General features: G+C 35.7%; 23 protein-coding genes and 1 tRNA gene. 14 read left to right on the top strand and 10 right to left on the bottom strand.

Annotated features, from left to right (window positions below; genetic code table 11):
* Positions 1 to 9: 9 nt before the first annotated feature.
* A tRNA-Ser gene (locus A8143_RS00005) sits at positions 10 to 94 on the bottom strand.
* Positions 95 to 266: 172 nt separating this feature from the next.
* Here A8143_RS00005 and A8143_RS00010 point away from each other — a divergent pair.
* The 4 genes from A8143_RS00010 (at position 267) to A8143_RS00025 (ending at position 2,738) form a co-directional block, all read left to right on the top strand.
* Positions 267 to 650: a hypothetical protein gene (locus A8143_RS00010; RefSeq protein WP_070136757.1), complete on the top strand. Its 384-nt coding sequence runs from the start codon at positions 267 to 269 to the stop codon at positions 648 to 650.
* Positions 651 to 684: 34 nt separating this feature from the next.
* Positions 685 to 1,107 (top strand): c-type cytochrome, encoded by a 423-nt coding sequence (locus A8143_RS00015; RefSeq protein ID WP_070136759.1) that lies wholly within the window; start codon positions 685 to 687, stop codon positions 1,105 to 1,107.
* Positions 1,108 to 1,169: 62 nt separating this feature from the next.
* The gene (locus A8143_RS00020; protein ID WP_070136761.1) at positions 1,170 to 2,042 is read left to right on the top strand and encodes a bifunctional 5,10-methylenetetrahydrofolate dehydrogenase/5,10-methenyltetrahydrofolate cyclohydrolase; all 873 of its coding nucleotides are present in this window, start codon (positions 1,170 to 1,172) and stop codon (positions 2,040 to 2,042) included.
* Positions 2,043 to 2,060: 18 nt separating this feature from the next.
* Positions 2,061 to 2,738, top strand: coding sequence for an archaemetzincin (locus A8143_RS00025; RefSeq protein WP_070136763.1), 678 nt, complete (start codon positions 2,061 to 2,063; stop codon positions 2,736 to 2,738).
* A gap of 35 nt (positions 2,739 to 2,773) precedes the next feature.
* Here A8143_RS00025 and A8143_RS00030 read toward each other — a convergent pair whose 3' ends face one another.
* Positions 2,774 to 3,793 carry an o-succinylbenzoate synthase gene (locus tag A8143_RS00030; RefSeq protein WP_070136765.1) on the bottom strand — a complete coding sequence of 340 codons (1,020 nt, stop codon included), beginning with the start codon at positions 3,791 to 3,793 and terminating at the stop codon, positions 2,774 to 2,776.
* A 110-nt stretch (positions 3,794 to 3,903) separates the two neighbouring features.
* On the opposite strand from A8143_RS00030, the gene recR reads away from it, so the two are divergent.
* Positions 3,904 to 4,524 carry a recombination mediator RecR gene (gene recR, locus A8143_RS00035; RefSeq protein ID WP_070136767.1) on the top strand — a complete coding sequence of 207 codons (621 nt, stop codon included), beginning with the start codon at positions 3,904 to 3,906 and terminating at the stop codon, positions 4,522 to 4,524.
* Positions 4,525 to 4,574: 50 nt separating this feature from the next.
* Here recR and trxB read toward each other — a convergent pair whose 3' ends face one another.
* The gene (gene trxB, locus A8143_RS00040) at positions 4,575 to 5,522 is read right to left on the bottom strand and encodes a thioredoxin-disulfide reductase (protein WP_070136769.1); all 948 of its coding nucleotides are present in this window, start codon (positions 5,520 to 5,522) and stop codon (positions 4,575 to 4,577) included.
* Positions 5,523 to 5,701: 179 nt separating this feature from the next.
* Between trxB and A8143_RS00045 the strand changes: the two genes are divergently transcribed.
* Positions 5,702 to 7,216, top strand: a complete 1,515-nt coding sequence (locus A8143_RS00045) for a DEAD/DEAH box helicase (RefSeq protein WP_070136771.1) — start codon at positions 5,702 to 5,704, stop codon at positions 7,214 to 7,216.
* Between the two features lie 329 nt (positions 7,217 to 7,545).
* Here A8143_RS00045 and A8143_RS00050 read toward each other — a convergent pair whose 3' ends face one another.
* The 4 genes from A8143_RS00050 to A8143_RS00065 are packed head-to-tail and all read right to left on the bottom strand — an operon-like array spanning position 7,546 to position 13,932.
* Positions 7,546 to 8,895: a T9SS type A sorting domain-containing protein gene (locus tag A8143_RS00050; RefSeq protein ID WP_070136773.1), complete on the bottom strand. Its 1,350-nt coding sequence runs from the start codon at positions 8,893 to 8,895 to the stop codon at positions 7,546 to 7,548.
* A gap of 32 nt (positions 8,896 to 8,927) precedes the next feature.
* A complete protein-coding gene (locus A8143_RS00055; RefSeq protein ID WP_070136775.1) occupies positions 8,928 to 10,169 on the bottom strand; it encodes a DUF5689 domain-containing protein in 1,242 nt (413 codons plus the stop codon).
* A complete protein-coding gene (locus A8143_RS00060; RefSeq protein WP_070136777.1) occupies positions 10,170 to 11,399 on the bottom strand; it encodes a DUF5689 domain-containing protein in 1,230 nt (409 codons plus the stop codon).
* 10 nt (positions 11,400 to 11,409) lie between these two features.
* Positions 11,410 to 13,932 (bottom strand): TonB-dependent receptor, encoded by a 2,523-nt coding sequence (locus A8143_RS00065; protein ID WP_070136778.1) that lies wholly within the window; start codon positions 13,930 to 13,932, stop codon positions 11,410 to 11,412.
* Between the two features lie 159 nt (positions 13,933 to 14,091).
* Between A8143_RS00065 and A8143_RS00070 the strand changes: the two genes are divergently transcribed.
* From A8143_RS00070 to A8143_RS00085, 4 genes are all read left to right on the top strand, one after another.
* Positions 14,092 to 15,183 carry an endonuclease/exonuclease/phosphatase family protein gene (locus A8143_RS00070; protein ID WP_245676445.1) on the top strand — a complete coding sequence of 364 codons (1,092 nt, stop codon included), beginning with the start codon at positions 14,092 to 14,094 and terminating at the stop codon, positions 15,181 to 15,183.
* Positions 15,184 to 15,942 carry a 5'-nucleotidase C-terminal domain-containing protein gene (locus tag A8143_RS00075; protein ID WP_070136780.1) on the top strand — a complete coding sequence of 253 codons (759 nt, stop codon included), beginning with the start codon at positions 15,184 to 15,186 and terminating at the stop codon, positions 15,940 to 15,942. It abuts the gene before it with no gap.
* Complete coding sequence (locus tag A8143_RS00080) at positions 15,942 to 16,862, top strand: bifunctional metallophosphatase/5'-nucleotidase (protein WP_070136782.1); 921 nt, start codon at positions 15,942 to 15,944, stop codon at positions 16,860 to 16,862. The genes A8143_RS00075 and A8143_RS00080 overlap by 1 nt, the downstream gene beginning before the upstream one ends.
* Before the next feature lie 88 nt (positions 16,863 to 16,950).
* On the top strand, positions 16,951 to 20,007 hold the full coding sequence (locus tag A8143_RS00085) for a T9SS type B sorting domain-containing protein (protein ID WP_070136784.1): 3,057 nt from the start codon (positions 16,951 to 16,953) through the stop codon (positions 20,005 to 20,007).
* 137 nt (positions 20,008 to 20,144) lie between these two features.
* On the opposite strand, the gene ttcA is transcribed toward A8143_RS00085, so the two are convergent.
* From ttcA to A8143_RS00100, 3 genes are read right to left on the bottom strand one after another with little or no spacing between them, the layout of a single operon-like run.
* Entirely contained in the window at positions 20,145 to 20,987 is an 843-nt protein-coding gene (gene ttcA / locus A8143_RS00090) for a tRNA 2-thiocytidine(32) synthetase TtcA (protein WP_070137371.1), read from the bottom strand.
* Positions 20,984 to 21,451, bottom strand: a complete 468-nt coding sequence (locus tag A8143_RS00095) for an RNA methyltransferase (RefSeq protein WP_070136787.1) — start codon at positions 21,449 to 21,451, stop codon at positions 20,984 to 20,986. The genes ttcA and A8143_RS00095 overlap by 4 nt, the downstream gene beginning before the upstream one ends.
* A 4-nt stretch (positions 21,452 to 21,455) precedes the next feature.
* Positions 21,456 to 23,291 (bottom strand): ABC transporter ATP-binding protein, encoded by a 1,836-nt coding sequence (locus tag A8143_RS00100; RefSeq protein ID WP_070136789.1) that lies wholly within the window; start codon positions 23,289 to 23,291, stop codon positions 21,456 to 21,458.
* A 182-nt stretch (positions 23,292 to 23,473) separates the two neighbouring features.
* On the opposite strand from A8143_RS00100, the gene A8143_RS00105 reads away from it, so the two are divergent.
* Genes A8143_RS00105 through yajC form a run of 4 tightly spaced genes read left to right on the top strand, consistent with a single transcriptional unit; the run spans position 23,474 to position 26,314 of the window.
* Entirely contained in the window at positions 23,474 to 24,571 is a 1,098-nt protein-coding gene (locus A8143_RS00105; RefSeq protein WP_070136790.1) for a Glu/Leu/Phe/Val dehydrogenase dimerization domain-containing protein, read from the top strand.
* A gap of 10 nt (positions 24,572 to 24,581) precedes the next feature.
* On the top strand, positions 24,582 to 25,535 hold the full coding sequence (locus tag A8143_RS00110; RefSeq protein ID WP_070136792.1) for a transcription antitermination protein NusB: 954 nt from the start codon (positions 24,582 to 24,584) through the stop codon (positions 25,533 to 25,535).
* 11 nt (positions 25,536 to 25,546) lie between these two features.
* Positions 25,547 to 25,978: a DUF1573 domain-containing protein gene (locus tag A8143_RS00115; protein WP_070136794.1), complete on the top strand. Its 432-nt coding sequence runs from the start codon at positions 25,547 to 25,549 to the stop codon at positions 25,976 to 25,978.
* Positions 25,979 to 25,993: 15 nt separating this feature from the next.
* Positions 25,994 to 26,314 carry a preprotein translocase subunit YajC gene (gene yajC / locus A8143_RS00120; RefSeq protein WP_070136796.1) on the top strand — a complete coding sequence of 107 codons (321 nt, stop codon included), beginning with the start codon at positions 25,994 to 25,996 and terminating at the stop codon, positions 26,312 to 26,314.
* The last annotated feature ends 5 nt before the right edge of the window (positions 26,315 to 26,319 follow it).

The following is a 26,319-nucleotide window of genomic DNA, read 5'->3' on the forward strand; positions in this document are numbered from 1 at the left end:
TTTATTCTGCGGAGAATGAGGGATTCGAACCCCCGGTACCTTGCGGTACAATAGTTTTCAAGACTACCGCATTCGACCACTCTGCCAATTCTCCGCGGCAAAGATAGCTGTTTTTTTTTATTCACAAATAAAAATTTTGTAATTATTAAAAATGGGATTGTTTTATACATAATCATGTCTAAAAGTGGTTGGACTAATGACTTGTAAATGAATTTTATAAACACAATTTTTTACGCAGTATTATTAAATTAATTAAATTCGTTTTTATGAAGAATATCTTAGTTTTTAGTGTTGTAATCATTCTTTTTTCATGCAGTAAAACACCTTTATTGGAGCAGACGGATGATCTTGTTGGAATTTGGAAACATTATAATTCTAAAAAACATGCTCACGTTTTAATAATATCAGAGGATGGTAGTGGGAAAATTGAATGGGAGGAAAGCGGCCAAATTGTTAAAGCAACTAAAGAACGTGATTGGTATATCAAAGGTAATACGTTGTTTTTTGGGAAGGCATCTTTTAATGGCGAACGTTATACTGTTGATGAATATCCCCAAGTTGCTTGGGATGAAATGATTAATTATTATGATACAATTCATGAAACTAAAAAGTATATTATTTTAGATGGAAATTATTACGTAGAGCAATAATTAATTTTCTAGTTTTGCATAGAAATTCAACAGAATGACACGAAAAATCTCTTCCTTTATTCTTTTTTTATTCCTTTTAGCATGTGGAAGTCAACCTACCGCTAATGATTCAGATTTGGACACCGAAAATCCGAGTATTGCTCGAGGTAAAGAGGTGTATATGAAGTCATGTGTTGCTTGTCACCAGGCTAATGGTCAAGGTGTTGAGGGAGCATTTCCTCCTTTGGCAAATTCTGATTTTTTATTGGCTGATAAAAAAAGAGCTATAGCTATTGCGGCAAATGGAATGGAAGGTGAGATAACGGTTAATGGCGTAAAATACAATGCAATAATGGCACCACAATCCTTGAGTAAAAAAGAAGTAAAAGATGTTGTCAATTATATTCTAAATGCTTGGGGAAATAACGGGGGTGAGGTTACAATGCAAGAGGTACATGATGTATTAACAGGAGAATAGCCCTTTTCAACGCTTAAAATCGTTTTTTTTCTTATTTTTGGATGCATTAAATTTAAATGCTCATGATCCTTTTAGACGGTAAGAAAACATCCAACGATATTAAACAAGAAATCGCAGAAAAAGTTGCGGAATTAAAAAAACACGGCAAAAAGACGCCCCATTTAGCAGCAGTAATTGTAGGTTCAAATGGAGCGAGTGTTACTTATGTTAATGCAAAAGTGAAGGCTTGTGAAAAAGTGGGGTTTGATTCGACCCTAATACAATTACCAGCAGATGTTTCAGAAGTTGAATTATTAAAGAAGATTGATGCGTTAAATAATGACGATAATATCGATGGTTTTATTGTTCAATTACCTTTACCAAAGCACATTAATGAGCATAAAATTACACTCGCTATAAATCCAGCAAAGGATGTAGATGGTTTTCATCCTGAAAACTTAGGCAGAATGGTATTGGATTTACCTGGTTTTCTTCCTGCAACGCCGTATGGTATAGTTCAATTACTTGATCGCTATGAGATTGAAACTTCAGGTAAAAATTGTGTTGTTATAGGACGTAGTCATATTGTGGGGTCACCAATGAGTATTTTGATGGCAAGAAATACTAAAGTTGGGAATTGTACAGTTACATTAACGCATTCAAGAACTAAAAATTTGGAAGAAATCACAAGGAAAGCTGATATAATTATTGTTGCTTTAGGTAAGACCGAATTTTTAACGGGTGACATGGTGAAAGAGGGGGTAGTTGTAGTGGATGTTGGAATCACAAGAGTTGAAGATGCGTCCAAAAAATCAGGTTTTAGATTGTTAGGTGATGTTAATTTTGAAGAAGTTTCGAAAAAAGCTTCGCACATAACACCAGTACCTGGAGGAGTTGGTCCAATGACAATTGCATCTTTATTGATGAATACGCTTCAAGCTGTAGATTTAAAATAATCAGATTGGAAAATACTTATGCCTGTAAAAAAGCTAATCGGTATTTTTATTCTCGTTTTAGGTTTGGGACTATGCTATTTATTAATTTCTAAACATTCGACGTTCTGCCATTTGCAATCAAAAACAATTGGTTTAGTACCTTTTGGTAATATCTCAGAAGCTGAAGTTGATTCAGTAAAATCTTCGATAAAAAGAATGTATAAGACTGATGTCGTGATTTTAAACTCAGAAAAAATGCCGGCTATGGCTTATACTACAATACGTTATCCTCGATATCGAGCTGATTCTTTGCTAAATTGGTTGACGAATTATTGTCCAGATACACTAAGGATGGTCGTGGGGCTGACGAATAAAGATATTTCTATAACCAAATATAATAAGGGTACCAAAGAGATTAAGGAACCAAAATGGAAGTATAAGGATTTTGGGATTTTTGGACTCGGTCGAATACGAGGTAATGCTTGTATTGTCTCTTCAAATCGACTTCATAAAAATGTTTCGAAAAATGTTTTTTATGAGCGATTAAATCGAATTGCTTGTCACGAAGTTGGGCATGTTCACGGACTTCGCCATTGTCCGAACAAAAACTGCTTAATGAATGATGCGAATGAATCGATTAAAACAATTGATCAAAGTACAGGAGATTTATGTAAAACATGTTGGAAAGAATTGAACTTATCATCCTTTTACAATTGAATATAGTCGAATTGAAGAAAAAGCGAAGCTGCTATTTATTCATAATACAAACATCCACCATCTATCCGTAACGAACTATCCGTGTTATTTGTAAACAGCTGTCCGGTACCTAATCCTTGTGGCATAGGGTTTTTCTTTGTAAATGTATATTGAGCAATTGCATTTAAACCAATATTGCTTTCTAATGCGGATGTTATCCACCATTTAATGTCATTACTTTCAGCAGCTTTTATCCATTCATCTGTTCCGCTGAACCCACCAATCAAACTTGGTTTCAGTATAATGTATTGCGGTCGTATTTCATCTAAGAGTTTGGTTTTTTCAATTGGATTAGTGATTCCAATTAATTCTTCATCCAACGCAATAGGCAATGGAGTATTCGAACATAAGTCTTTCATGTCATCAATTTGACCTTGTTTAATCGGTTGTTCAATAGAATGTAAATCAAATTTTGCAAGAGCTTTTAATTTAGACAATGCAACTTCAGGATGAAATGCGCCATTTGCATCAACTCTTATTTCAATCTCATTAGCGGTGTAGTTTGATCGTATAAAGGCCAATAATCGCAGTTCTTCTTCGAAATCAATAGCTCCAATTTTTAACTTAATGCAATTAAATCCGGCATCAATTTTTTCCTTTATTTGTTGAAGCATGTAATCTGGTTTTCCCATCCAAATTAAACCATTGATTGATATGGGTGCCTTTCCATGGGTAAAAGCACTTGGGAAAATCAATCCATTACCGCCATTCTTTAAATCGAGTAGCGCAGTTTCAATGGCAAAATGAATTGAAGGGAAGGCGATCAATTCATTTTTTAACGTATCGATATAGTCATTTATATTTTCTACAACATGTTCAATAAACGCTGGATATTCATCGTTCCAGTCAGGTGATAATGTCTGAATTATTGAGGCTTCTCCAATACCTATAATATCGGGCTGATTTTGTTTCCAAATTTTGATAAACCAAGCATCCTTTGTGGTAAGTACCCCTCTCGATGTACCGCTAGGAACTTTAAAGTTTAATTGATGAAAATGAAGACTTGCTTGATACATAAAAACAAAACTACCGGAATTTTATCGTTTGAACAATTCAAAACAATTTTTGTTGATAATTATTATTGGATCTTTGTACCATGCGATTCAATAACGTAAATTTGTAATTTATGAATATTCCGTCAAAACATATCGAAGAATTGGTTGAACATTTTTCGTCTTTACCAGGTATTGGAAAAAAAACGGCCTTACGACTTGTTTTAAATCTGCTTAAAAGGGATGTCGAAGAGATTCAAGCTTTCTCATTAGCTCTTGGCGAGATGCATCAAAAGATTACATCGTGTAAATTGTGTGGGAATATTTCAGAGGAGGAATTATGTACTATTTGCATCCAAAACTCGCGAAAGAAAGAAATTATTTGTGTAGTCGAAGATATTCGAGATATAATGGCTATTGAATCAACAGAACAGTATTTTGGAGTTTATCATGTTTTGGGGGGAGTAATATCACCTATGGAAGGTATTGGACCTCATGATTTGAATATAGACGCTCTCGTTGAAAGAGTAAAATCTGGTGAAGTGGAAGAAGTTCTTTTGGCTTTAAATGCTTCAATGGAAGGCGATACGACTAATTTTTACATCTACCGAAAACTTGCCGATTCAGGTGTAAAGGTGACAACGCTTTCGAGAGGTGTTGCAGTAGGAACAGAATTACATTATACTGATGAGTTGACGCTTGGGCGTTCCATTTTAAATAGAATGCCTTTTGATTCTAGTTTTGTCCGTAAATAAAAAAAGTCGCCTGAAAACAAGCGACTTTTAGAGATAAGTTTTTAATTTAATTATCCTTCTTTTGCAGCCAAATATCTTTCAGCATCTAAGGCAGCCATACATCCAGTTCCTGCTGCAGTAATCGCTTGGCGATATACATGGTCGGCAGCATCTCCTGAAACAAAAACACCATCAATATTAGTTTTAGAGGATCCTGGTTTATTAATGATATAACCTGTTTCATCCATGTCTAACCATCCTTTAAAAATATCAGTATTCGGCTTATGACCAATTGCAACGAAGAACCCTGTTGCAGGAATTTCTTTCGTCTCTCCAGTTACATTATTTTTCACCTTAACACCGGTTACGCCATTTCCATCTCCTAATACTTCTTCCGTTTCAGTATTGTATAAGATTTCAATATTCTCAGTGTTTTTTACACGATTAGCCATAATTTTCGAAGCACGGAATTCATCTCGGCGAACTAACATGGTAACCTTGGTACAAAGTTTTGACAAATAATGGGCTTCTTCACATGCCGAATCTCCAGCTCCAACTATCACAGTCTCTTGCCCTCTATAAAAGAAACCATCACAAACAGCACATGCCGAAACTCCTCCGCCTATTTTTAAATAATGCTGCTCTGATTCAAGTCCTAAATATTTTGCCGATGCACCTGTTGAAATAATTATGGTGTCCGCATGAATTTCAGTTGTTTCATCCACCCAAACTTTGTGAACAGGTCCTGTAAAGTCAACCTTAGAAACCCAGCCTGAACGTACATCTGTATTGAATCGTTCTGCTTGTTTTTGGAGTTCAATCATCATTTCTGGTCCAGTGATTCCAGAAGGATAACCTGGGAAATTCTCAACCTCGTTAGTTGTTGTTAATTGACCACCTGGTTGTAGTCCTTGATATAAAACCGGAGACATATTTGCACGCGCTGCATAGATCGCAGCTGTATATCCCGCAGGTCCTGATCCTATTATAAGGCATTTTACTCTTTCGATTCCACTCATTTCTTACGGTTTGATTTATTTAGTCGTACAAAGATAATAGGAATGGAACTTATTAGGAGTGATTTTAACGGAAAGTTCAATTGAAATAATTGCTAGCTATTCAATAATACTGGCATTAATTTTTTATTTCAAGATAAAGGTGCTATTTTTGCACCGCTCAAAAAATTGAGAATACCGATATGATAGATCAAAGCCTTTTCAAAAAGAAAGAATTATACCCATTTCAGAAAAAGATTGTAAATCAAATAATTAAAGAGCTTAACGACGAAGGTCCTAACTTTAATTTGCTTTTTCAATTACCAACTGGAGGCGGAAAAACGGTCATCTTTTCAAATATTGCAAAGGAATATATCAATCGAACAAAGAAAAAAGTGCTGATTCTTACGCATAGAATTGAGCTTTGTGTGCAAACTTCAAAACAGCTTATCGCCTTGGGTATCGAAAATAAGGTGGTAAATAGCATGGTGAAAAACCTTGACGATCAGGATAAATATAATTCCTTTACGGCAATGGTTGAAACACTAAATAATCGTCTTCAGGATGATAGTGAATTTATAAAAAACATTGGATTGGTAATCGTAGATGAGGCACACAATAACTCATTCAGAAAAATCTTTCAATATTTTCAAGAAGTCAATATTCTAGGGGTTACTGCAACACCTCTAAGTTCAAATAAAACATTGCCGTTAAAGGATAATTACGATAAATTAATCGTTGGTGAAAGTATAAAGTCCTTAATAGAAAATGGATACCTTTCCGATGCCGAAACTTATACTTATGACGTAAACCTGCACGGACTCAAAATTGGAGTAAATGGTGATTTTACTGTAAGTTCATCCGATAAAGTGTACAGTAATTATTTCATGCAAGAAAAATTATTATTTGCTTATGAAGAGGTTGCAGTCGGTAAAAAAACCTTAATTTTTAATAGTGGAATTGAATCGTCTCGTTCGGTATACGAATTGTTCAAAAAACACAATTATAAAGTACGCCATCTGGACAGTACTTTCGGTGAAACGGAACGAAAAGAGATTCTAAAATGGTTCAAAGTGACACCTGGTGCAGTTTTAACTTCAGTTGGTATTTTAACCACTGGGTTTGATGAACCAACTGTTGAAACCATCATTTTAAATAGAGCAACAAGGTCATTAACCCTTTATCACCAAATGATCGGAAGAGGTTCTCGAAAACTTGAAAACAAAAGCTCTTTCCAAGTCATTGATCTAGGAAATAATGTTCGAAGATTTGGTTATTGGCAAGAATATATTGATTGGCAAGACGCCTTTAACTATCCAGATCGCTTTTTAGAAGCGAGATTAAGTGAAGAGGATGATATGATGTTTGAAGCAGCATATGAATTGCCTCGAAATCTAAAAGATCGCATTAAATCTCCGGCAAAATTGGAAGAATTTTCAATGAAACAGGTTTACGAAGAATGTATTGATGCCGGTAAAAAAGGTAAAGATGCAGTAGATATCTCATTGGATAATCACTTTGAAGTTGTTGCTGAAAATTCGGAAGATATGTATGATGGCTTACTTCTATTAGAGGCGCTTCAAGACGATATCGAAAGAAGATTAAAGCATTACACCAAATGCATTACAAAAGCAACTGACAGTTATCTAAATTGGTTAAAAGAAACGTATAACCGTCAATTGAGTCAACGTATTCGGTCTGAACTGGATGCCGAATAAAAGTGTATTCAATGAAGTAGGGTAGGGCGTTCCGCTTCCCATAAATGGTTAATCGGCGGGCTATTCGCACTCGCCCTTAATTTTATTGCCTCTTATAGGCAAAAAAATTAAGGGCTCAAACAGTTGCTACTATCCCTAACGCAAACACGCTAGTACCATCTAATTTTGGCTTTTACAGTGAGTTGACCTCAACTTTAATAGGATTACTATTTCAATTTTTAAATGCATCAAAATATACATTTATAGTCCTAGTAAGCATGAAAAATGAGCATAAAAAAAGCCACCGCTTTGACAAGGGTGGCTTTTAGTATTTTAATGAAAAGGTCCTACTATTTTACCATTAACTTATGTGTAGTTGTAGCAGCATCATTTCTAACGATGATTTGATAAATACCTGTTTCAAATTGAGCCACATTAATTTGTTTTACATTTCCATTTGCCGAATATACTTTTTCTCCGGTCATTGAAAAGATTTCAATTTGAGCATTAGGATTTACAGCAACTGTGATAAAATCACTCGCAGGATTCGGGAAAAAAGATAGTGCTGCTTCATTTTCTTCAACACCTACAGCACCAGTTGTTACCACGTCTTCTTCCATTCTAGGAAATATTTTCACTTCGTCAAACGATAGGAAAGTTACCCCAGTTATATTATAGAAATTACCCATTGTTGCCGTGTAAGAATAGATTTGATCATCAATTAATCGAGCTCCTGATCCATCATTCACTTCAAATTGACCAAATCCAGCATCAGCATTCGTGCATTCTGCGTCTAGAACTCGAACTAGTACTGCTTCATATTCTTCATTTGCAGCATCCAAAGTACTTACATCAACCGGTGCAGGTAATTCGTTATCAGAACTTAGAACATTGATCTCTGAAACATAACTCATCTCAGTTAAACCGTAGTATTCAACAACTTTTCCTGTTACCGTTACTTCATCTCCTAAACTTAATTCAGACCCGTCAGCATAAACATAAATTCCATTCCAAGCTCCTTCACCGTCTTGAATAAAGAATTTACCTTCATCACTTCCAAATTGGAAAACTCCGGTTACAATTCCTGTCGTCTTAACAACCTCCTCAGCGTATGGAGAATCGTGTGGTGCGTCTGGAGCATATTGGATATCATAAATTGAAACTTCCTCCACAATAACAGGTTCTCCAACTCCAATAGCAACTGAATCAATCATTATTCCAATTAATTCATCTGTATTTCTTACTGATAGAATAAATTCTGCAGCTTCACAACCTTCAGGCATAGTAACAGATTGACTAACCATTGTAATTTCACCGGCAGTTTCCGCATAAACATCAATGTAATCATTATAAAACCATCCCTCTTCCGTTGCGTTATAGAATCCAGATCTTAATTCGGACCCTTCAGCTCCAGTTAACCAAATTTTAATTTCATAGGTTAATAACTCCGTTACAGCAACTTCTTCAGTTGTAAATCTTTTATGACTTCCTGATGCATTAATCAATTGAGCCATAGAAGTTCCGTGTTCCGCGCCCATATCAATTTCTGTTACATTTTCTGGATCAATACTTGTTTTTGACCCCATCCATCCATCAGGATTTCCGTCTGTCCAAGAGCTAAGATCACTCTCGAAAACCATTTGTCCATAACTTGTAAATCCAAGCGCTAGAACAGCTATAGAAGTAAATAATTTATTCATAATCTATCATTTTAATTTAACATTTAAAGCCTTTATCCTCGTATAACAATATTGTCTAATTCCCAGGTACTTCCGTCTGATCCTGATCCAGTATATTTAAAGCCAACGTAAACATTTTCCCCAATGAACGCTCCCAAAGGAATGTCGGTCGAATTAGCCCATGTGAACCCGCCTCCAGAGGCCGTAAAAGGAACTTCCGTCCAAGTACCTTGATCATTAGGATTACTTGATCCATCGTAATCAGTCGAGATATAACATTGTAAAGCCGGTCCTGTATAATTCATCGCATTGTCAAAATTAAGTACAGGACTGTCTCCAGCTGTTAAATCAACAGGAGAAGAAATCAACCAATTTTCACAAGCAATATTTGTTCCGTCAATATAATTTTTAATTACGGCATAATCGTTCGGTGCACCACCGGCACTACTAGTTTCCCAAAATACTTCAGGTCCTAATACAGAATAGGTTGTCCATCCCGAAGAAGTGATTTCACCATCATCGAAATTTTTGGTTAATAGTAATCCTGGGAAGCGTGCGCCGTTGAGATTAATCTCGTTAAACGAACGAATAAGTAATTGAACTTCTCCATTAAAGTGGTTAACAATACACACCAGATTTCCTGAACCATTTGGGATTTCCTCATCGGCAAAAGCGGCGTAACCACTAGTCCTTACTTTCACGGTGTTCCCATCAGCATCTTCTAAATAACGATCTTCGGAAATCAGGTTTTCGCCATCAGCAAAAGTCTTATTTAAATCTGGTTTAATGAATTGCACATTTTCCAATTTAACTAATTGAGACTCCTTTAATGCTGTAATTTCACCAATCTCTACAACCTCAGGGGTTAACCCATTATTTGTAGATTGTTTAATCACATTTAAATCAACGTCAACAGAATCTATTTGCAAAACTCCATTGTACTGATTTAAAATAGTTCCCTTTAAATAAATCCGAACCGAGTCTCCTTCATAAAGTCCCCCTCCATTTAACATTCGAACGTTTACAGCTCCTGTATGATCCTGCATGTATACATTCTTATATATGTTTCCGTCAGTTTCATCCATCGTTATAATTCCGTAAACCGATAAATCAGTTGATATCGAAATAATTCCCCCTTCGGTCGCTTGCCACTCTCTTAATTCTGAAATTGTCATTGTTTCAGTCTCAGGAATGGTCGGTAATGGAGGTGTGTCGAATTCTCTTTTACACCCTGCTACAAGTAATACAAGACTAAATAGTACCGGAATGAGATTGTTTATTTTTCTAATTTTCATTTAACCGTTTATTATAATATTATCAATTTCCCAAGTTCTACCGCTACTATCAGTCCCAACATATTTAAAAGCAATATGAACATTATTTGAAAGGTACGCTGATAAATCAATTAGACCAGAATTTACAAATTCAAAATCACCTGATGACCATGTAGCGGATAGTTCAGTCCATGAGTAATCGTTTGGGTTACCCGTACCTGGATAATCAGTGGAAACTAAAATTTTTAAAGGATCACCACTGTAGTTGTAGGCATTGTCAAAGCTTAATGAAGCCGATTCGGAAAGGCTTAAGTCCATACTCGGAGATACAAACCAACTCTCACAAGCCGTATTACCTCCATCATAATTAGAAATTACACCGTATGGTTTATCTTCCCAGCTACCTAATGTGCCAATTTCCCACTCATGAGAACCGATAACCTGTTGAACTGTCCATCCACCAGAGGTTAGGTCGTCATCATTAAAATCTTTTACTAAAAACTCTCCCGGTCCACGAGGCCCTTCTAATTTACTTTCTTCAGGAGATCGCAGAATAAGCTGTAAATCCCCATTGTACTCACTTACAATGCAGACCATCGAACCACTTCCAGTAGGTAAGGTGTCGCCTGCAAAATCAGCAAATCCACTCGTACGTATGTAAAGACTGTTGCCATCAAAATCTTCGAAATACCTGTTTTGGGCATATTGGTTCACAACATCCGCAAATGTTTTATTGAACTCAGAAGCTTTGAATTGAACATCATTTAATTGAATTAATCGTGATTCGTGTATACTTAAATCAATTTCTGGAATTGTTAAAACTAATGGAGCAAGTGCAACATCACTTTTTTGAACAATGATGTTTTTATCGGTATCAACATTATCAAGTTGAACAACTCCACTGAATTCACTTAAAATTGCTCCATTTAAGGCAATTCTTACGGAGTCACCTTGTTGTAAGTTTGATGAACGGGTTAAGCGAACATTTATCGCGGCATCACCATCTTGAAGATAAATGTTTTTGTAAATATTACCGTTGTTTTCATCCATCGAAACAATTCCAAAAACAGATATTGAATCTTCAAAAACCAATGATCCGTATTGCGCTTGCCATGCACGCAAAGTATCTATTGTCACAATATCACCATCTGACAATTTCTTTACAGGTGGTGTATCAGGTTCCTTTTTGCAGCTTTCCAATAATGGTAAAAGTGCTAAGAATAATAAGGCGTATTTATTGATTATTTTCATGTTCATGCTATTAGAATCGTAATGTTGCCATTATAAAATAATTAAGTCCATATAAATACCCAAGTTTTGGAGGGAATTTATTGATATTCTGTGTGTCAAATCGTAATTGCTCATATCCACCTGTAATAAAACTAGTGTTGTTGGTAAGGTTTGAAACATTTACGTTGATATTTAGAAAGTAGTTGTTAATCTTAAATGATTTACCAGCGAATAAATTGAGGGAATAACCATTCTCGAGTTTTGTTTGCTCAATGGTTTCAAGGTATTGAGGGTCAGACTCAACAAATCCAGCAATGGATTCTTCCGTTCTTCTGTCTGGATTGGGATCCAAGTAGATATCTGCAAAATAGTTGAAGTTTACACCGGCAAACCAATATTTCTTACCGCTATACTTCAAACCAAACGAAGCTGCGGATTGAGGCATTCCTCCAATTTTATAGTTTTGTAAGTAGATGGTTTTATCTTTTGCCAACTGCTCGGCAGAGTTGTCAACATAAATCGATGCAGTAGGTCTCGAGTTGTACAAATGTTGTCCAACAGCAACCACCGCGTTACCAGTTAAACCACCGAAAATGGTTCCATCTACACCAAATTCAATCCCTTGATGAAAATAATCAACGTCTTCCATTACATAATTAATGAATGAATTGTATTCATCATGATAAAAACTTCTCGACCAAATGGCATCTTTACGTTCGGTGTAATAGTAGGTGAAACGTAATTTCAGTTTAGGGTAACGCAAGATGTAATTAAGATCTCCAGTATAAATGGTTTCATTTTTTAAATCATCCACCATTACATTTCTTGTTCTTGGAGAGATAAAAGCTGATCGTGAAGTTGGTGCTTCTGTAAGATAAGCAGCATTTGCTGTGATGTATTGACGACCTGATAGCTTGTATGTCGCGCCCCCTTTAACAGCATAGTTCACAAAGTTTTTACTTTCAGATTTTCCTAATGAATTGTCTGGAAATAATCCGGTTTGAAATAACCCTTCTCTATAAAAATGTTCATTCGAAAGTTCAAGTGCTGCATAATAGTCAATTTTCTTTGTGGTATAATTGAGTTGGCCAAAAGCAGTAGCATTAATATTGTAGATATAATAATTATTGGCGTAAACATCCCCTTCTTTCACAATTCTATTTGGATTCTGAAGATCGCTTTGTGCTGCATTTGGATCTATAAAATCCTGTTCAGCAAATCGATTTACGTCTACCCAAAAATCACCGCCCAATAAATCGTCTATGGTGTTATAATAATGGTTTCGTTGAGCCTGTCCAAATACTCCTGTATGAATTGATAAATTGTCTTTTTCATAATTGTACACCGAAGAAATTCCTCCCGATAGTAGGTTGTTCCAACGAGTTTCTACAATGTATTTTGATCGTAATCCCTCAGCTAGAACTGTACCATTTTCATCTTTTAAAGTGTACAAATTTTTACTATTAGCAAAATACAATGCATCCCATTGAATTTGACGCGATTCCTCATTTTGCCAATTCATAAACATTCTTTGAGCATTTACATCATCGTTAATACTTTCATAATAAGAGGGTAAATACTTATAATAATCTGGTCTCGGATCTTTTGCATCGTACCAGTTCAACGCCGTTTGGCCATATTTCCCAAAACTACTGCTGAGAGAGGTTTTTAACGAAGAATTCGTGTTGATTTTCCAATCATGACTCAACGCAATTATTGGCATGTGCGAGTCAGTGTTTCTAGAGTTCCTTTTTACTTTTGTTCCATCTTCTTGGGTTTGATATCCCCAATATGAATTGTAGAAGTTATCACCAGAAAGCTCATAAGTTTCAAGCGTTGATATACTCGATTTACCTCGTTTGGTAGGCGCTCCCAAAATAGATAGATTTAAACTATGATTTGCGTTAATCTTTTTCTCTGCGGCTAAAAAGTAACCATATGCTTCGTAATAAGTTCCGTCAACATATCCTTCTTTCGCGAAACGAGATGATAGAGAAAAGGCAAATGCCCAACCATTAGCTTGCATTCCTGTACCGTACGTGTACATTAATCTGTTCCGATATGCTCGATTTGTTGCAGCATATGAAAGACGTGACCCTTTTCGAACCCCTGTTGCTTTTGCATTGATGTTCGAATAACCTCCAATTCCACCAAAATGGTAGGGATTGTCGGTTAACCAATTTTTTGTCTCTGAGTAACGGGTAATATCATTCAAACCACCCCATTTATACCATGTACCGTACCCAGTTTCCAAGTCATTCATAGGGATACCATTTAATAAAATCATTGTCTTATCGGATTGGTAACCACGAATTTTAAATCGAGCAGGACTGAAGTTAAATCCAGCAGTTGCAGCGAAAACATCCCGCGAGCTTTGTAAAAGTCCGGAAATATTACCAGCGCTACCACTGCTATTTTCACCGTCTTCTAATGTGGTGACAAAAACAGGAGTGTTGGTTAATAATGTGTCTTCCTTTTCTTCTGTTGTTGTTTGTGAAAAATTAACAGAACTGAAGGTAATCAGTGAAAATACAAGCGTAAGTTTCTTATTCATATTTGATTTGCTAAAATCACTTTTTATTATGCGTGAATAAAAAGCAGTGCAAATTTACGAATAATATTTTCTTTGTGCTGGAATGGGTTTTATTTTTGTGGATAACTTAATCGTTTGTTAACATAGTATTAAGGTGTGTAGATTTTAAGTTAAATTATTATGTATAAATTTGAACTCTTAAAAAAAACAGAATTAATGATACGCATGAATTATCTTATTATTGGAATCCTAACAATTTTTTATACAGGTTTTCAAAAGCAAGTTTATGGTCAAGAACAAAAGTCTTACAAAGTTGCCTGTGTCGGTTTTTATAATCTCGAAAATTTGTTTGACACAGAGGACGATCCAAAGATAAAGGATGAAGAATTTATGCCCAACGGTAGGTATGCATGGACAAACGAAAAATACAACAATAAGCTAAACAACATGGCTGATGTTATTGCAGATCTTGGGACATCTAGTTCACCAGACGGAATGGCTGTGCTTGGAGTAAGCGAAGTAGAAAATAAAAAAGTTCTTGAAGATTTAGTAAAGCAGGAAAAAATTGCTCACCGGAATTATAAAATTATTCATTTTGATTCTCCCGACAGAAGGGGTATTGATGTTGGATTGTTATATCAAGAAAAATATTTCAAACCGACCAATTCCGTTTCGTACGAATTAAAATTTAAAGATTTTCCGGATTATTACACGCGAGATCAGTTGGTTGTTTCAGGTGAATTGGATGGGGATAAGATTACTTTTATAGTGGTACATTGGCCATCCCGTAGTGGTGGTCAGGCTGCTTCCGAACCAAGAAGGGTAGATGCCGCTAACCTTGGAAGACATATTGTAGATTCGTTATTGTTGAATGATCCAAACGCTCGAATTGTTTTAATGGGGGATCTCAATGATGATCCAGTAGATAAAAGTGTTAAAGAAGCTTTGAGCGCAAAAGGAAAAATTTCAAAATTAAAAGAGAAAGACCTCTTTAATCCAATGTTTAGAAAATTTAAAACAGGGGATTGTACTTTAGCTTATCGTGATGCTTGGAACCTATTTGATCAGTTAATCATAAGCCAAGGTTTGCTTTCAAGAGATGAAACTGAATTTGTGTATCATCGAGCTTATGTATATAGTAAAGACTATCTTAAGCAAAAAGAAGGTCGATACAAAGGGTATCCGCTGAGAACGCATGCAGGAGGGGAGTATTTAAACGGGTATTCAGATCATTTTCCAGTGTACATGGTGTTGAAAAAATTGGCTAATTAAATGATTCGACCTATTAAATACGGACTGCTTACCATTCTCGTTTTTTTCTTAAGTTGTTCGACAAATGAATATACGCATTATCAAAGTAAGAACAACGATATTATAAGCGACACTAGTAACGTTGCTCTTGATCAATTAATTTCACCGTATCGTACAGCTGTTTCAGCTAAAATGGATCAGAGAATAGGTTATGCTAAAACGTCTATGTTTAACGGTTCTCCTGAATCAATTCTTGGAAATTTCGCAGTAGATGTGGTGTATAAATGTGGTGTTAACCTTCAGCAACCGTTTTATGAAGAAATGACCAAAGACAATACAATTGCCTTGATTAATTTTGGAGGTCTTCGATCACCAATAAATGAAGGGAATATTAGTGTAGGAAATATTTTCGAATTAATGCCATTTGATAATACAATTAGTTTCGTTAAAGTTCCGCCAAATGGAATTCTCCAAATGTTAAGTTATCTCAAAGAAAAAAATGGACAACCAATCAGTAATGGAATTGTTAAGGTATTTGATCATAAAATTGAGTTATATGTAAACGACAAATTGTTTGCCGTTGAAAATGAAGATCTTTATATCATAACGTCGGACTATCTTGCTGGTGGTGGTGATAAAATGACGTTTTTAAAACAAGCATCGAAAAAATATGATTCAGGTGTCCTAATGCGGGATGCATTCATCAATCATATTGTAGAATGTGATACAGTTGAGATTCCGAAAATCGAGGGACGTATACAATTTAATTCAGGGATCTGATGGAAAGAAGAAAGTTTATTCGTAGTTTATCAGGAGCAACCATTGGGTTAGCCACTGTATCAAGTGTTGGATTTTTTAGGAATCATAAAAAGCTTACAATTCTCCATACAAATGACACCCACTCACATATCGATCCCTTCCCTTTAAGTCATAGTAAATATCCTGGTAAAGGTGGAGTAGAAAACCGGCTAAAGTTAATTCAAGATATTCGTGCTCAAAATAAACACGTTTTATTATTAGATGCTGGAGATATATTTCAAGGAACTCCATACTTTAATGTACATAAGGGCGAACTTGAATTAAAGTTGATGACTGCAATGGGGTATGACGCAGCCACAATGGGAAATCACGATTTTGATGCTGGTATTGACGGTTTTGAACGGGTAATGCATCATGCCAAATTTCCATTTTTATGCAGTAATTACGATTTTCGAAATACAATCCTAAAGGACAAAACCAAACCTTATCAAATATTTAAAAAAGGAAGCATAAAGGTGGGAGTTTTTGGTGTAGGAGTCGAGCTGGATGGCCTTGTTTCCCCCGATTTGTATAAGGAAACACAATACATTAATCCAATAGAAAAAGCAAATCAAATTGCGAATCATCTCAAAAAAGAAGAAAAATGTAATTTGGTGATCTGTCTTTCACACTTGGGGTATTCACCTCGGTTTAATAAATTCTGTGATCCTTTGTTGGCAAAAGAAACCGAAGGGATTGATTTAATTATTGGCGGTCATTCTCACACTTTTATGGAAAAAGCAGAAATGCATAAGAATAAAAATGGGTCACCAGTGCTCATTAATCAAGTTGGTTGGGCTGGATTATTTTTAGGTAGAATTGATTTTTATTTTGATGAAAAGGACGAACTCAATTCATTTTCAGGACTCCAGCTGAATACTAATTATGAATTAAAAACTTAGGTTGATAATTAGTCAATTAATTTTTTCACAAATAGGCATCCATACTGTTAAATTAACGTTACCTTAGTAGTAATACTTATTTATTAGAATGAAAAAGCTGTTTTATTTGTGTGTAATTGTTTTATTTTCAAATGTTTTACATGCTCAAGGTCCGTGGATAGATGCAGGACCAGATACATTAACTTGTCCACCTGACTGTATTGAATTGGAAGCTACTTTCGAAGGTACTGGGGCGACGACAGATTATACTGTAGAAACCATTCCATTTGCTCCGGACACGCCAGGTGGTATTACACGTTCATTAACGGATGACTCAGGGGTCTCTGATATTGCAATTGGATTTGATTTTTGTTTTTATGGAAGTACATACTCTACTTTTAGTGTAAGTCCAAATGGTTGGCTAGGTTTTGGCGCCTTATCAACAATGTATGGTCCCGTTGCAATTCCCGATGCCGGATTTTCAACACCTAAAAATTGTATCATGGGTCCATGGCAAGATTTGAATCCTGGACTTGGAGGAACTGTAACAACTCAGACTTTGGGGGTTGCTCCAAATCGAAGATTAGTCGTGACTTGGGATGATGTCCCATACTTTTCATGTACAGGTGAACGAGGTACGCAACAAATCATTTTATACGAATCGACGAATATTATAGAAAACCACATCAGTGAAAAAATTATCTGTGCTGGTTGGGTTGGCGGAAGAGCGGTGCAAGGCATTCACAATGCGGCCGGAACTGAAGCCGTGGCAGTCGCAGGAAGAAATAATACAGTTTGGGATGCCACGAATGAGTCTGTTCGGTATACACCTACTGGTGTTCCTGAAATAGAGTGGTATGATGAAGCAGGCGTTTTAGTAGGAACTGGAGCGGAGTTTTCAGCATGTCCAGATGAACCGACAACTTACACCGTCCGTTTAATTTCTTGTGATGTTGAAGTAGCATCAGACGAAATTTTTATCGACATTGAATGTTGTGATCCTCCTTTAACTTCTTTTACTCCTCCGACTTGTTTTGGTGATTGTGATGGAACAGCTACAGCGGAAGGTGTTGGTGTAGCTCCTTTCACGTATACTTGGGATGCTGCTGCTGGTGGTCAAACAACACCTACTGCAACGGGGTTGTGTGCAGGTACATACGAAGTAACCGTGGTAGATGCTGAAGGATGTACGACTGTAACTCCGGTAACGGTTGAAGAGCCTTCAGAAATTACTGGTGGAGCAACTGAACTTTTAAACATCTCTTGTTTTGGTCTAACAGACGGTTCTGTAAATGTTTTAGGAGCAGGAGGAACAGGTGAACTAACTTATGATATTGGCGCTGGACCGCAACCAACAGGGGTTTTTACAGACTTGGCTGCTGGAACGTATACAGTAACAATAGAAGATGCTAACGGTTGTACAGGAGAAGTTATTTTTGATATAGAAGAACCTGCTTTACTAGAGTTTGATCTTGTAAGTGTAAACGATGTCTTATGTAATGGGGGGGCTGATGGAGAAGTAGTGATTAACGGAATTGGTGGAACCGGAGTTTATGAATTTCAAATAGACGGTGGTGGGTATATGCCTTCAGGAACATTTGGTGGCCTTGCAGCAGGAACATATTTATTTGAAGTTAGAGATGAAAGAGGGTGTTTGGCCTCAATGGATGTTACGGTGAATGAGCCGACACCTTTGGTGCTAGATATTGTTAGTACTATAAATATTACTTGTTTTGAGGGGAATGATGGTGTAATTGAAGTTGCTGGGTCAGGTGGATTCGGTGCATTAACTTATTCAATTGATGGGGGGGAATTTGTACCGTCAGGACTTTTTGATGGGTTAACTGCCGGAACATATACAATTGAATTAAAAGATGAAAACGATTGTTCAACCACTCAAACGATTGAATTAACCGAAGCGCCTGCGGTAGAAGTTACAGAGGTTTTAACGCATGAAACCTGTGAATATGATTGTACTGGGCAGATTGAATTAATCCCTGAAGTTGGAGTAGCTCCTTATGAATTTAGTATTGATGGTTGTGCAACAAGTTCACCTTCTGGGTTATTTACAGGACTTTGTGCAGGTGATTACGATATTTGTGTGGTCGATGCAAACGGTTGTGAATACACGAGTACAGTAACAATTAATCTTGGAGCACCGCCTTCATCAGCAGTAATTTATGAGTTCGGTAGAGATTTTTGTGTAGATGATGATCCTGTTCCAGTAAGTGCAGATTCTCCAGGAGGAGTTTATACAGGGCCTGGAATGGTTGGAAATATTTTTAACCCAGGATTAGCAGGTGTTGGAACGCATACCATTACTTATACTATTTCAGAAGGTTGTGGAGATATAGGGCATTATACTTTGACAGTTCATGCTTTACCTAATATTTCATTTTTCGCAAGTGATTCTTCGGGTTGCGAATCTCATGAGGTAGAATTTTATTACACAGGTGAAGCAGGAATCGAATGTTTTTGGAATTTCGGAGATGGTACATCAGCAACAGTTTGTGGGGATGTAATACATACTTATACTGATGATGATGACTACGATGTAAGTCTGACAGTAACGACTGCTGCAAATAACTGTGTAGCAACACTTACAAAAACTGACTTTATAGAAGTATATAATCAGCCAATTGCAGATTTTGAATTCGAACCAGAAACGACTACAGAATTAAAGACTGAAATTGATTTTATGGATAGGTCTTTTGGTCCTGAAACATGGGAGTGGATTTTTGATACGGAAGGATCATCTACTGAGCAAAATCCATCATTTTTCTTCCCTCGAGATGTTGCAGATATATATGATGTAACATTGATGGTGAGTAATGCGGATGGTTGCGCGGATACAATAACGAAACCGGTAAAAATAGCGGAGGAATATATGATTTATGTTCCTAATACGATTACGCCTGACGGAGATACTTATAACGAAGTGTTTAAACCTTACTTCAGAGGAATTGATATTTATAATTATTCGTTAAGAATTTATAATCGTTGGGGAGAATTATTGTTCGAGTCATACGATCCGTCTAAAGGATGGAACGGTACCTATGGAGGTGAAGTTGTTCAAACAGGAGTCTATATTTGGCATATTTCAACAGATGAAATTGAGACTGATCGAAAAATAGAGCATCAAGGACATGTAACCGTTTTAAGGTAAGTCTAATACTTATATTGAATAAACGCACGTTTAAATTTAAACGTGCGTTTTTTTTGTTTTAATCTTTAAGAAATGTGTAGGTATAGTAAGATTAAGAAACTGAGTTACAGAAAGTCGAGAGTATTAAATCCTTTTAATTAAAGCATTTCGAATTCTTTTCCTTCTTTTACAGTGCCACTTACTTTGGACATTAAGTTCTTGAAATCATATAAATCTTCATCAAACATATGGCTCGGCGTGATGTTCTTAAGAGCGGTAAACATTATTTCAGAGCGATTTGGGTATTTTTCATCCCAGGTTGTAAGCATTTTTTTAACAACTTGCCTTTGCAGATTTTCTTGAGCTCCACATAAGTTACAGGGTATGATTGGATAATTTCGATAGTTCGCAAATTCAACAATTTGTTCCTCCTTCACAAAAGCTAAAGGACGTAAAACAACAAATCGTTCATCATTGGTGATGTATTTTGCAGGCATCGTTTCAATTTTTCCTGCAAAGAATAAGTTCAAGAAAAAAGTTTCGAGAATATCATCCCTATGATGTCCTAAACAAATTTTATTACAACCAAGGCGTTCGGCAGCTTCGTACAACGTTCCTCTTCTTAATCGAGAACATAAGCTACATGTTGTTTTGCCTTCTGGTACTTTTTCTTTGACTATGCTATAGGTGTCTCGCTCAATAATTTCAAAGTTAGCTCCAACTTCTTTTAAGTATTTAGGTAAAATCTCCTCAGGAAAACCCGGTTGTTTTTGATCAAGATTAACCGCTATTATCTCAAAGTTAAATACCGACGCTTTTTGAATCTGCATCAATATGTCTAACATCGTATAGCTGTCTTTACCTCCAGATAAACAAACCATCAATTTATCTCCATCCTCGATCATGTCAAAATCGTTAATCGCATTCCAGACTGTTTTTTTTATCTTGCGATTTAATTTCTCTTCTGCAGCTTTTAAATCTTCTTTTGAGGTAGTGTTCATAGTTGTTCCCATTTTTGAATTCGATCGTAAATAACGATACTTCCGCATGCGGCAACGTTTAAAGAGGATTTACCCGGTAATTTTACCAAGTGATGACATCGATTTAAAACCTTTTCTGGTAAACCGTTGTCTTCTGCTCCTAATAAATAAGCTGCTCTTAGCGGATGTGCAAATGTACAAATAGATTGTGATTTTTCATTTAATTCAATTCCTACAAGTTGTGTCGAATAGGGGAGTGACTTATAAAAGTGTTCCATGTCCGAATATCGAAAGAAAGGAATTTTTGACCAAGATTTAGCGGTATCAGAATGTTGATGCTTGTACTTTCCATCAATTATAAATATGAATGAAGCTCCAAGAATGTATGCAGTTCTCCATAAAGTACCAATGTTGTGACTCGTTTTTGGTTGATAAATTCCAATACCAAAAAAAGACTCCTCTTTATTCTCCCATTGTTTTTTCATTGCATTAGGATTCTGATTCGCTTTTTTGAACTTCTTGTCTTCTGTAGGTCTCGAAATATATACCTTCTTTCTTCATCAGTTCATCATGATTTCCCTCTTCAACTAATTCACCATTATCTAATACAATTATTTTGTCGGTATATTTAATACTCGAAATTCGATGGCTAATGATTAAACCTGTTTTAGCAGTTAAGTCTTTACGAATAGCTTGTAAAATGAATTCTTCCGTTTCGTTATCTACCGCGGATAAACAATCATCAAAGACCAAAATTTCTGGTTTTTTTATTAAAGCCCGTGCAATGGATAGTCGTTGCTTTTGTCCACCTGACAAATTGATGCCTCGCTCTCCTAAAATAGTATCATATTTTTTTGGGAATCGCTGAATGGTTTCATGAATACCTGCATTTTCAGCATACTTATATAAAGTAGCGTCATCAATTTCATCTGTTTTGGCACCAAAAACTATATTGTTGCGAATTGTATCTGAAAACAAAAAATGCTCTTGAGGAACATATCCTAATAAGTGACGCCAAGCAGTTAAGTTAAGTTTATCAAGCGGTTTTCCATCGACAATAATTTTCCCTGAAGTAGGATCTACCAGTCGCATGATTAAATACGCAAGTGCTGACTTTCCAGAACCTGTTTTACCAATAATTCCAATAGTTTCCCCCTTTTTTATTGTGAGGTTAATATTTTTTAAGGCTTGCACACCCGAGTTTTCAAAGGTAAGACTGACATTTTCTAATTGAATGGTATCGTTGAAATGAATTTCTTTGGCTTCATTTTCATTAAAATCCATTTCAGCTTCCTCAGCTAAAAATTCATTAATCCTCTTTTGGGAAGCTGCGGCATGCTGCACAATGGAAGTCACCCAACCAACAGAAGCGAATGGCCAGGTTAACATGTTGACATAGATAACAAATTCTGCTATTTCTCCTGGATTAATCTCTCCATTGTTTGCTTGTAATCCACCAATATAAATGGTTAAAATCGTACTAACACCAATCAACAAAGTAATTGTTGGCATAAAAAAAGCATTCGTAATTGCCAGTCGCATTGAAAAATCTTTATAGCCATTAGCGGCTTCATTAAATTTTTCCTCAACTTGTTGCTCCTTTACATGGGATTTAATGACTCTTATACCTGAAAACGATTCTTGAACGATTGTAGAAAGGTAGGATTGTTGATATTGTACGCGTTCACTTTTTTTGTTTAAAATTTTACTGACATAATAAATTAAGATAGACATTATGGGTAAAGGCAGTAAAACATAAAGTGTAAGTTCTGGATTTTTAGACACCATTTTGTAAAGAACCAAACAAAAGAGAACTACTAAGTTAATTGTATACATTATGCCTGGACCAAGATACATCCTGACTTTAGAAACATCTTCACTAATTCGGTTCATTAAGTCACCAGTAGCATTTTTCTTGTAAAAATTAAAAGTTAGTCTTTGGTATTGGTGGTAGATTTCATTTTTAAGATCATACTCAATAAAGCGGGACATTATAATTATGGTCTGGCGCGTTAGAAAAAGGAAAATCCCTTTTAAAATGGATAACAACATGTATAATCCTGCCAAACTTAAACCAACATATATAACCGTTTTTGTGTCAATTCCGTCATAACTATCTGTGGATATTACATCATCGATAATATTTGAGTCATTATCTGTAATTTTTTGAGAAGGTAAATAACTTGTTATTTCATTAATTGCATCACCAACAATTTCAGGTTGTTGAACGGAAAAGATATTTGAAATGATAATAAAAACAGTGCCTAGTATTAAGCGCCATTTATATTTGAGCAAATATTTATTTAAATAGAATAATGAAGACATGTAAAAATTAGTACTTTTGTAGCGCAAAAATCGAATGCAAAGTTACGATTAAAGATTCGGAATAAAACTATGTTCAAAGATTTAATTTATTAACCTTTTGTGTCGATTTTAGGAAGATGTTAAGGGAAACTGTGTGAAAAACAATTGATTAATCGGATAGTAGAAAAAAATTACCTCACCTTATGTTAGAAATTAAAGACATTAACAATACGACATTTACTGATAATCCAGTTATTGAAAGAATGTCACAATACAACCATGAACAATTGTTGTTTTGTAATGATAATGCAACTGGTTTAAAGGCAATCATCGCCGTGCACGACACAACCTTAGGTCCTGCATTAGGAGGAACAAGAATGTGGCGTTACACTAATGAATTAGAAGCCTTGAATGATGTGTTGAGACTCTCAAGAGGGATGACGTATAAAAATTCCATTTCAGGATTGAACCTTGGAGGCGGTAAGGCTGTTATCATTGGAGATTCACGCGCAGATAAAAGTGAAGCGTTATTTCGTCGCTTCGGAAAATTCGTAGAATCGTTAGGCGGTAAATACATTACTGCTGAGGATGTTGGGATTTCGCCTCAAGATATGACATGGGTAAATATGGAAACAAATAATGTTGTTGGTTTACCCGGAAAAAGTGGTGATCCATCTCCTGTTACTGCCTACGGTGTTTACATGGGGATGAAAGCAGCAGCTAAAGTCCAGTTTGGGTCTGATTCTTTGTCTGGAAAAAAAGTAGCTGTCCAGGGTGTAGGTCACGTTGGAGAGTATCTCGTTTCGCATTTAGCTAAGGAAGGTGCTGAAGTTTTTATTACTGACATTCATGAGGATACATTGAAATCTGTATCAAGCAAATATGGAGCAAAAGTAGTAGGGTTAGATGAAATTTATGAGATTGAAATGGATATTTATGCTCCATGTGCTTTAGGAGCGACAGTAAATGACGATACCTTATCTAAACTAAAATGTTCAATCATTGCTGGTGCTGCAAATAATCAATTGCAAGATGAAAAAATCCATGGCGAATTAGTTAAGAGTAGAGGAATGATTTATGTACCGGATTACATGTTAAATGCTGGAGGAGTAATTAATTGTTATGCCGAAGTGAAAGGCTTGTCGAGTGAATGGGCTATGAACAAAGCTGAAGAAATTTACAATACAACTTTAAATATTATTGAACGTTCAAATTCTACTAACGAACCAACTTATAAAATTGCGAATCAAATGGCTGAGGAACGTATCGCGTCAATCGGTCAGGTAAAATTACCAATGTAGAGAAATAAACATGTTAAATAGACGTCATTTACGTATTAAGGTACTACAGGTACTTTACGCATTTTTTCAAACGGAAGATGCTGATATATTGAAAACCGAGAAAGAATTGTTGAATTCAATTGAACGAATGTACGACCTGTACCTTTGGTTTTTGTTGACTTTCGAAGAAGTGCATTCGTTTTCAGAACAGCGAATAGAGGATAGAATGAAGAAAGTGCGACCGACAGAGGAAGACTTGAATCCGAATAGAAAGTTCGTGGATAATCCAATTCTTAAGTTATTAATTCAAAACATCGAATTAAAACGCAAGTCAGAAGAGAAAAAAGTGAATTGGACGGGAGCTGTTGAAAACGATATCATGAGAAAATTATTCTTACAAATTGTCGACTCTGAAATTTATAAGAATTATATGTCGTCAGAAGATAACTCGTTCGAGAACAACCGTCTGTTTTTGATTGAATTATTTAAAAAGGAGATTGCGAATTTTAATTTAATTCACGATTATTTCGAAAACAAAAACATTCTATGGTTGGATGATATCGATTTGATGTGTTCAATGGTACTGAAAACGATAAAACAATTCAATGAAGATGATGATGAATACAAACCAATTCTAAGTTTGTATAAGGATAAAAAGGATGAATTGGATTTTGTTAAGTCTTTAATTCGAGAGACTGCACAAATGGACGATGAAAATACTGAACTGATTGAGGAATTAACTAAGAATTGGGAAGTAGATCGGATCGCTAAAATGGATGTCATTCTCCTGAAAATGGCCCTAACTGAGCTTAAGGTCCAGCCTTCCATTCCTAAAAAAGTTACGCTCAATGAATATATTGAGATTTCAAAGTATTATAGCACTCCAAAAAGCCAAGTTTTTATAAATGGTATTTTAGATAAAGCTATTCCATTATTGGAGGAAAGAGGAGAATTAAAGAAAACAGGAAGAGGTTTAATGAATTAAAAAAATATAAAATGAAGAAGATTTTTCTAGTACTTGCTCTTGGACTTTTTATGGTAAATTGTACTACTAATCAAGGAGAACAAGCAGAAGAGCGAAAAACTGAATTTGCTGAATTAATTGATGAACCGACCGAAATTACGTTCGAACAGCCTGTTTATGAATTTGGTTCGGTCGTGGATGGGGAGATGGTTAAACATACTTTCAAATTCACGAATACAGGAGAAAAAAACCTTGTATTATTTAATGTACAAACTACATGTGGTTGTACTGTTCCAGAGGATTGGCCTAAACATCCCATTGCTCCAGGAGAGTCGGGTGAGATTAAAGTGATTTTTAATTCCAATAATCGAGTAGGAGCAGTGAATAAAACTGTTCGTGTTGAAGCAAATACAAATCCAACCGTAACTACTGTTAAATTGGTTGGCGAGGTAACTGAAATTTAAACAAGAAAACAAGATATGAAAAACCAAATTATATTATTACAAAATGCGACCGGAGGAGGTCAGGATTATTCAGGATTAATCATGATTGGACTTGTAGGAATCGTTTTCTACTTTTTTATGATTCGTCCTCAAATGAAAAGAACGAAAGAGGCAAAGGCGTTTAGAGAAAACCTTTCGCAAGGTGATAAAGTTGTTACGATAGGTGGTATCCATGGTAAAATATTGGAAGTTGCAGAATCAACAGTATTGTTGTCATCTGATGGCACGAAAATTAGAGTTGAAAAATCAGCAATTAGTCCAAATGCTGATGCTGCTTTAGCGAATCAACAACGCTAGAAATA

This window comes from Crocinitomix algicola, assembly GCF_001661595.2.
In the GTDB taxonomy this organism is placed as follows: domain Bacteria; phylum Bacteroidota; class Bacteroidia; order Flavobacteriales_D; family Crocinitomicaceae; genus Crocinitomix; species Crocinitomix algicola.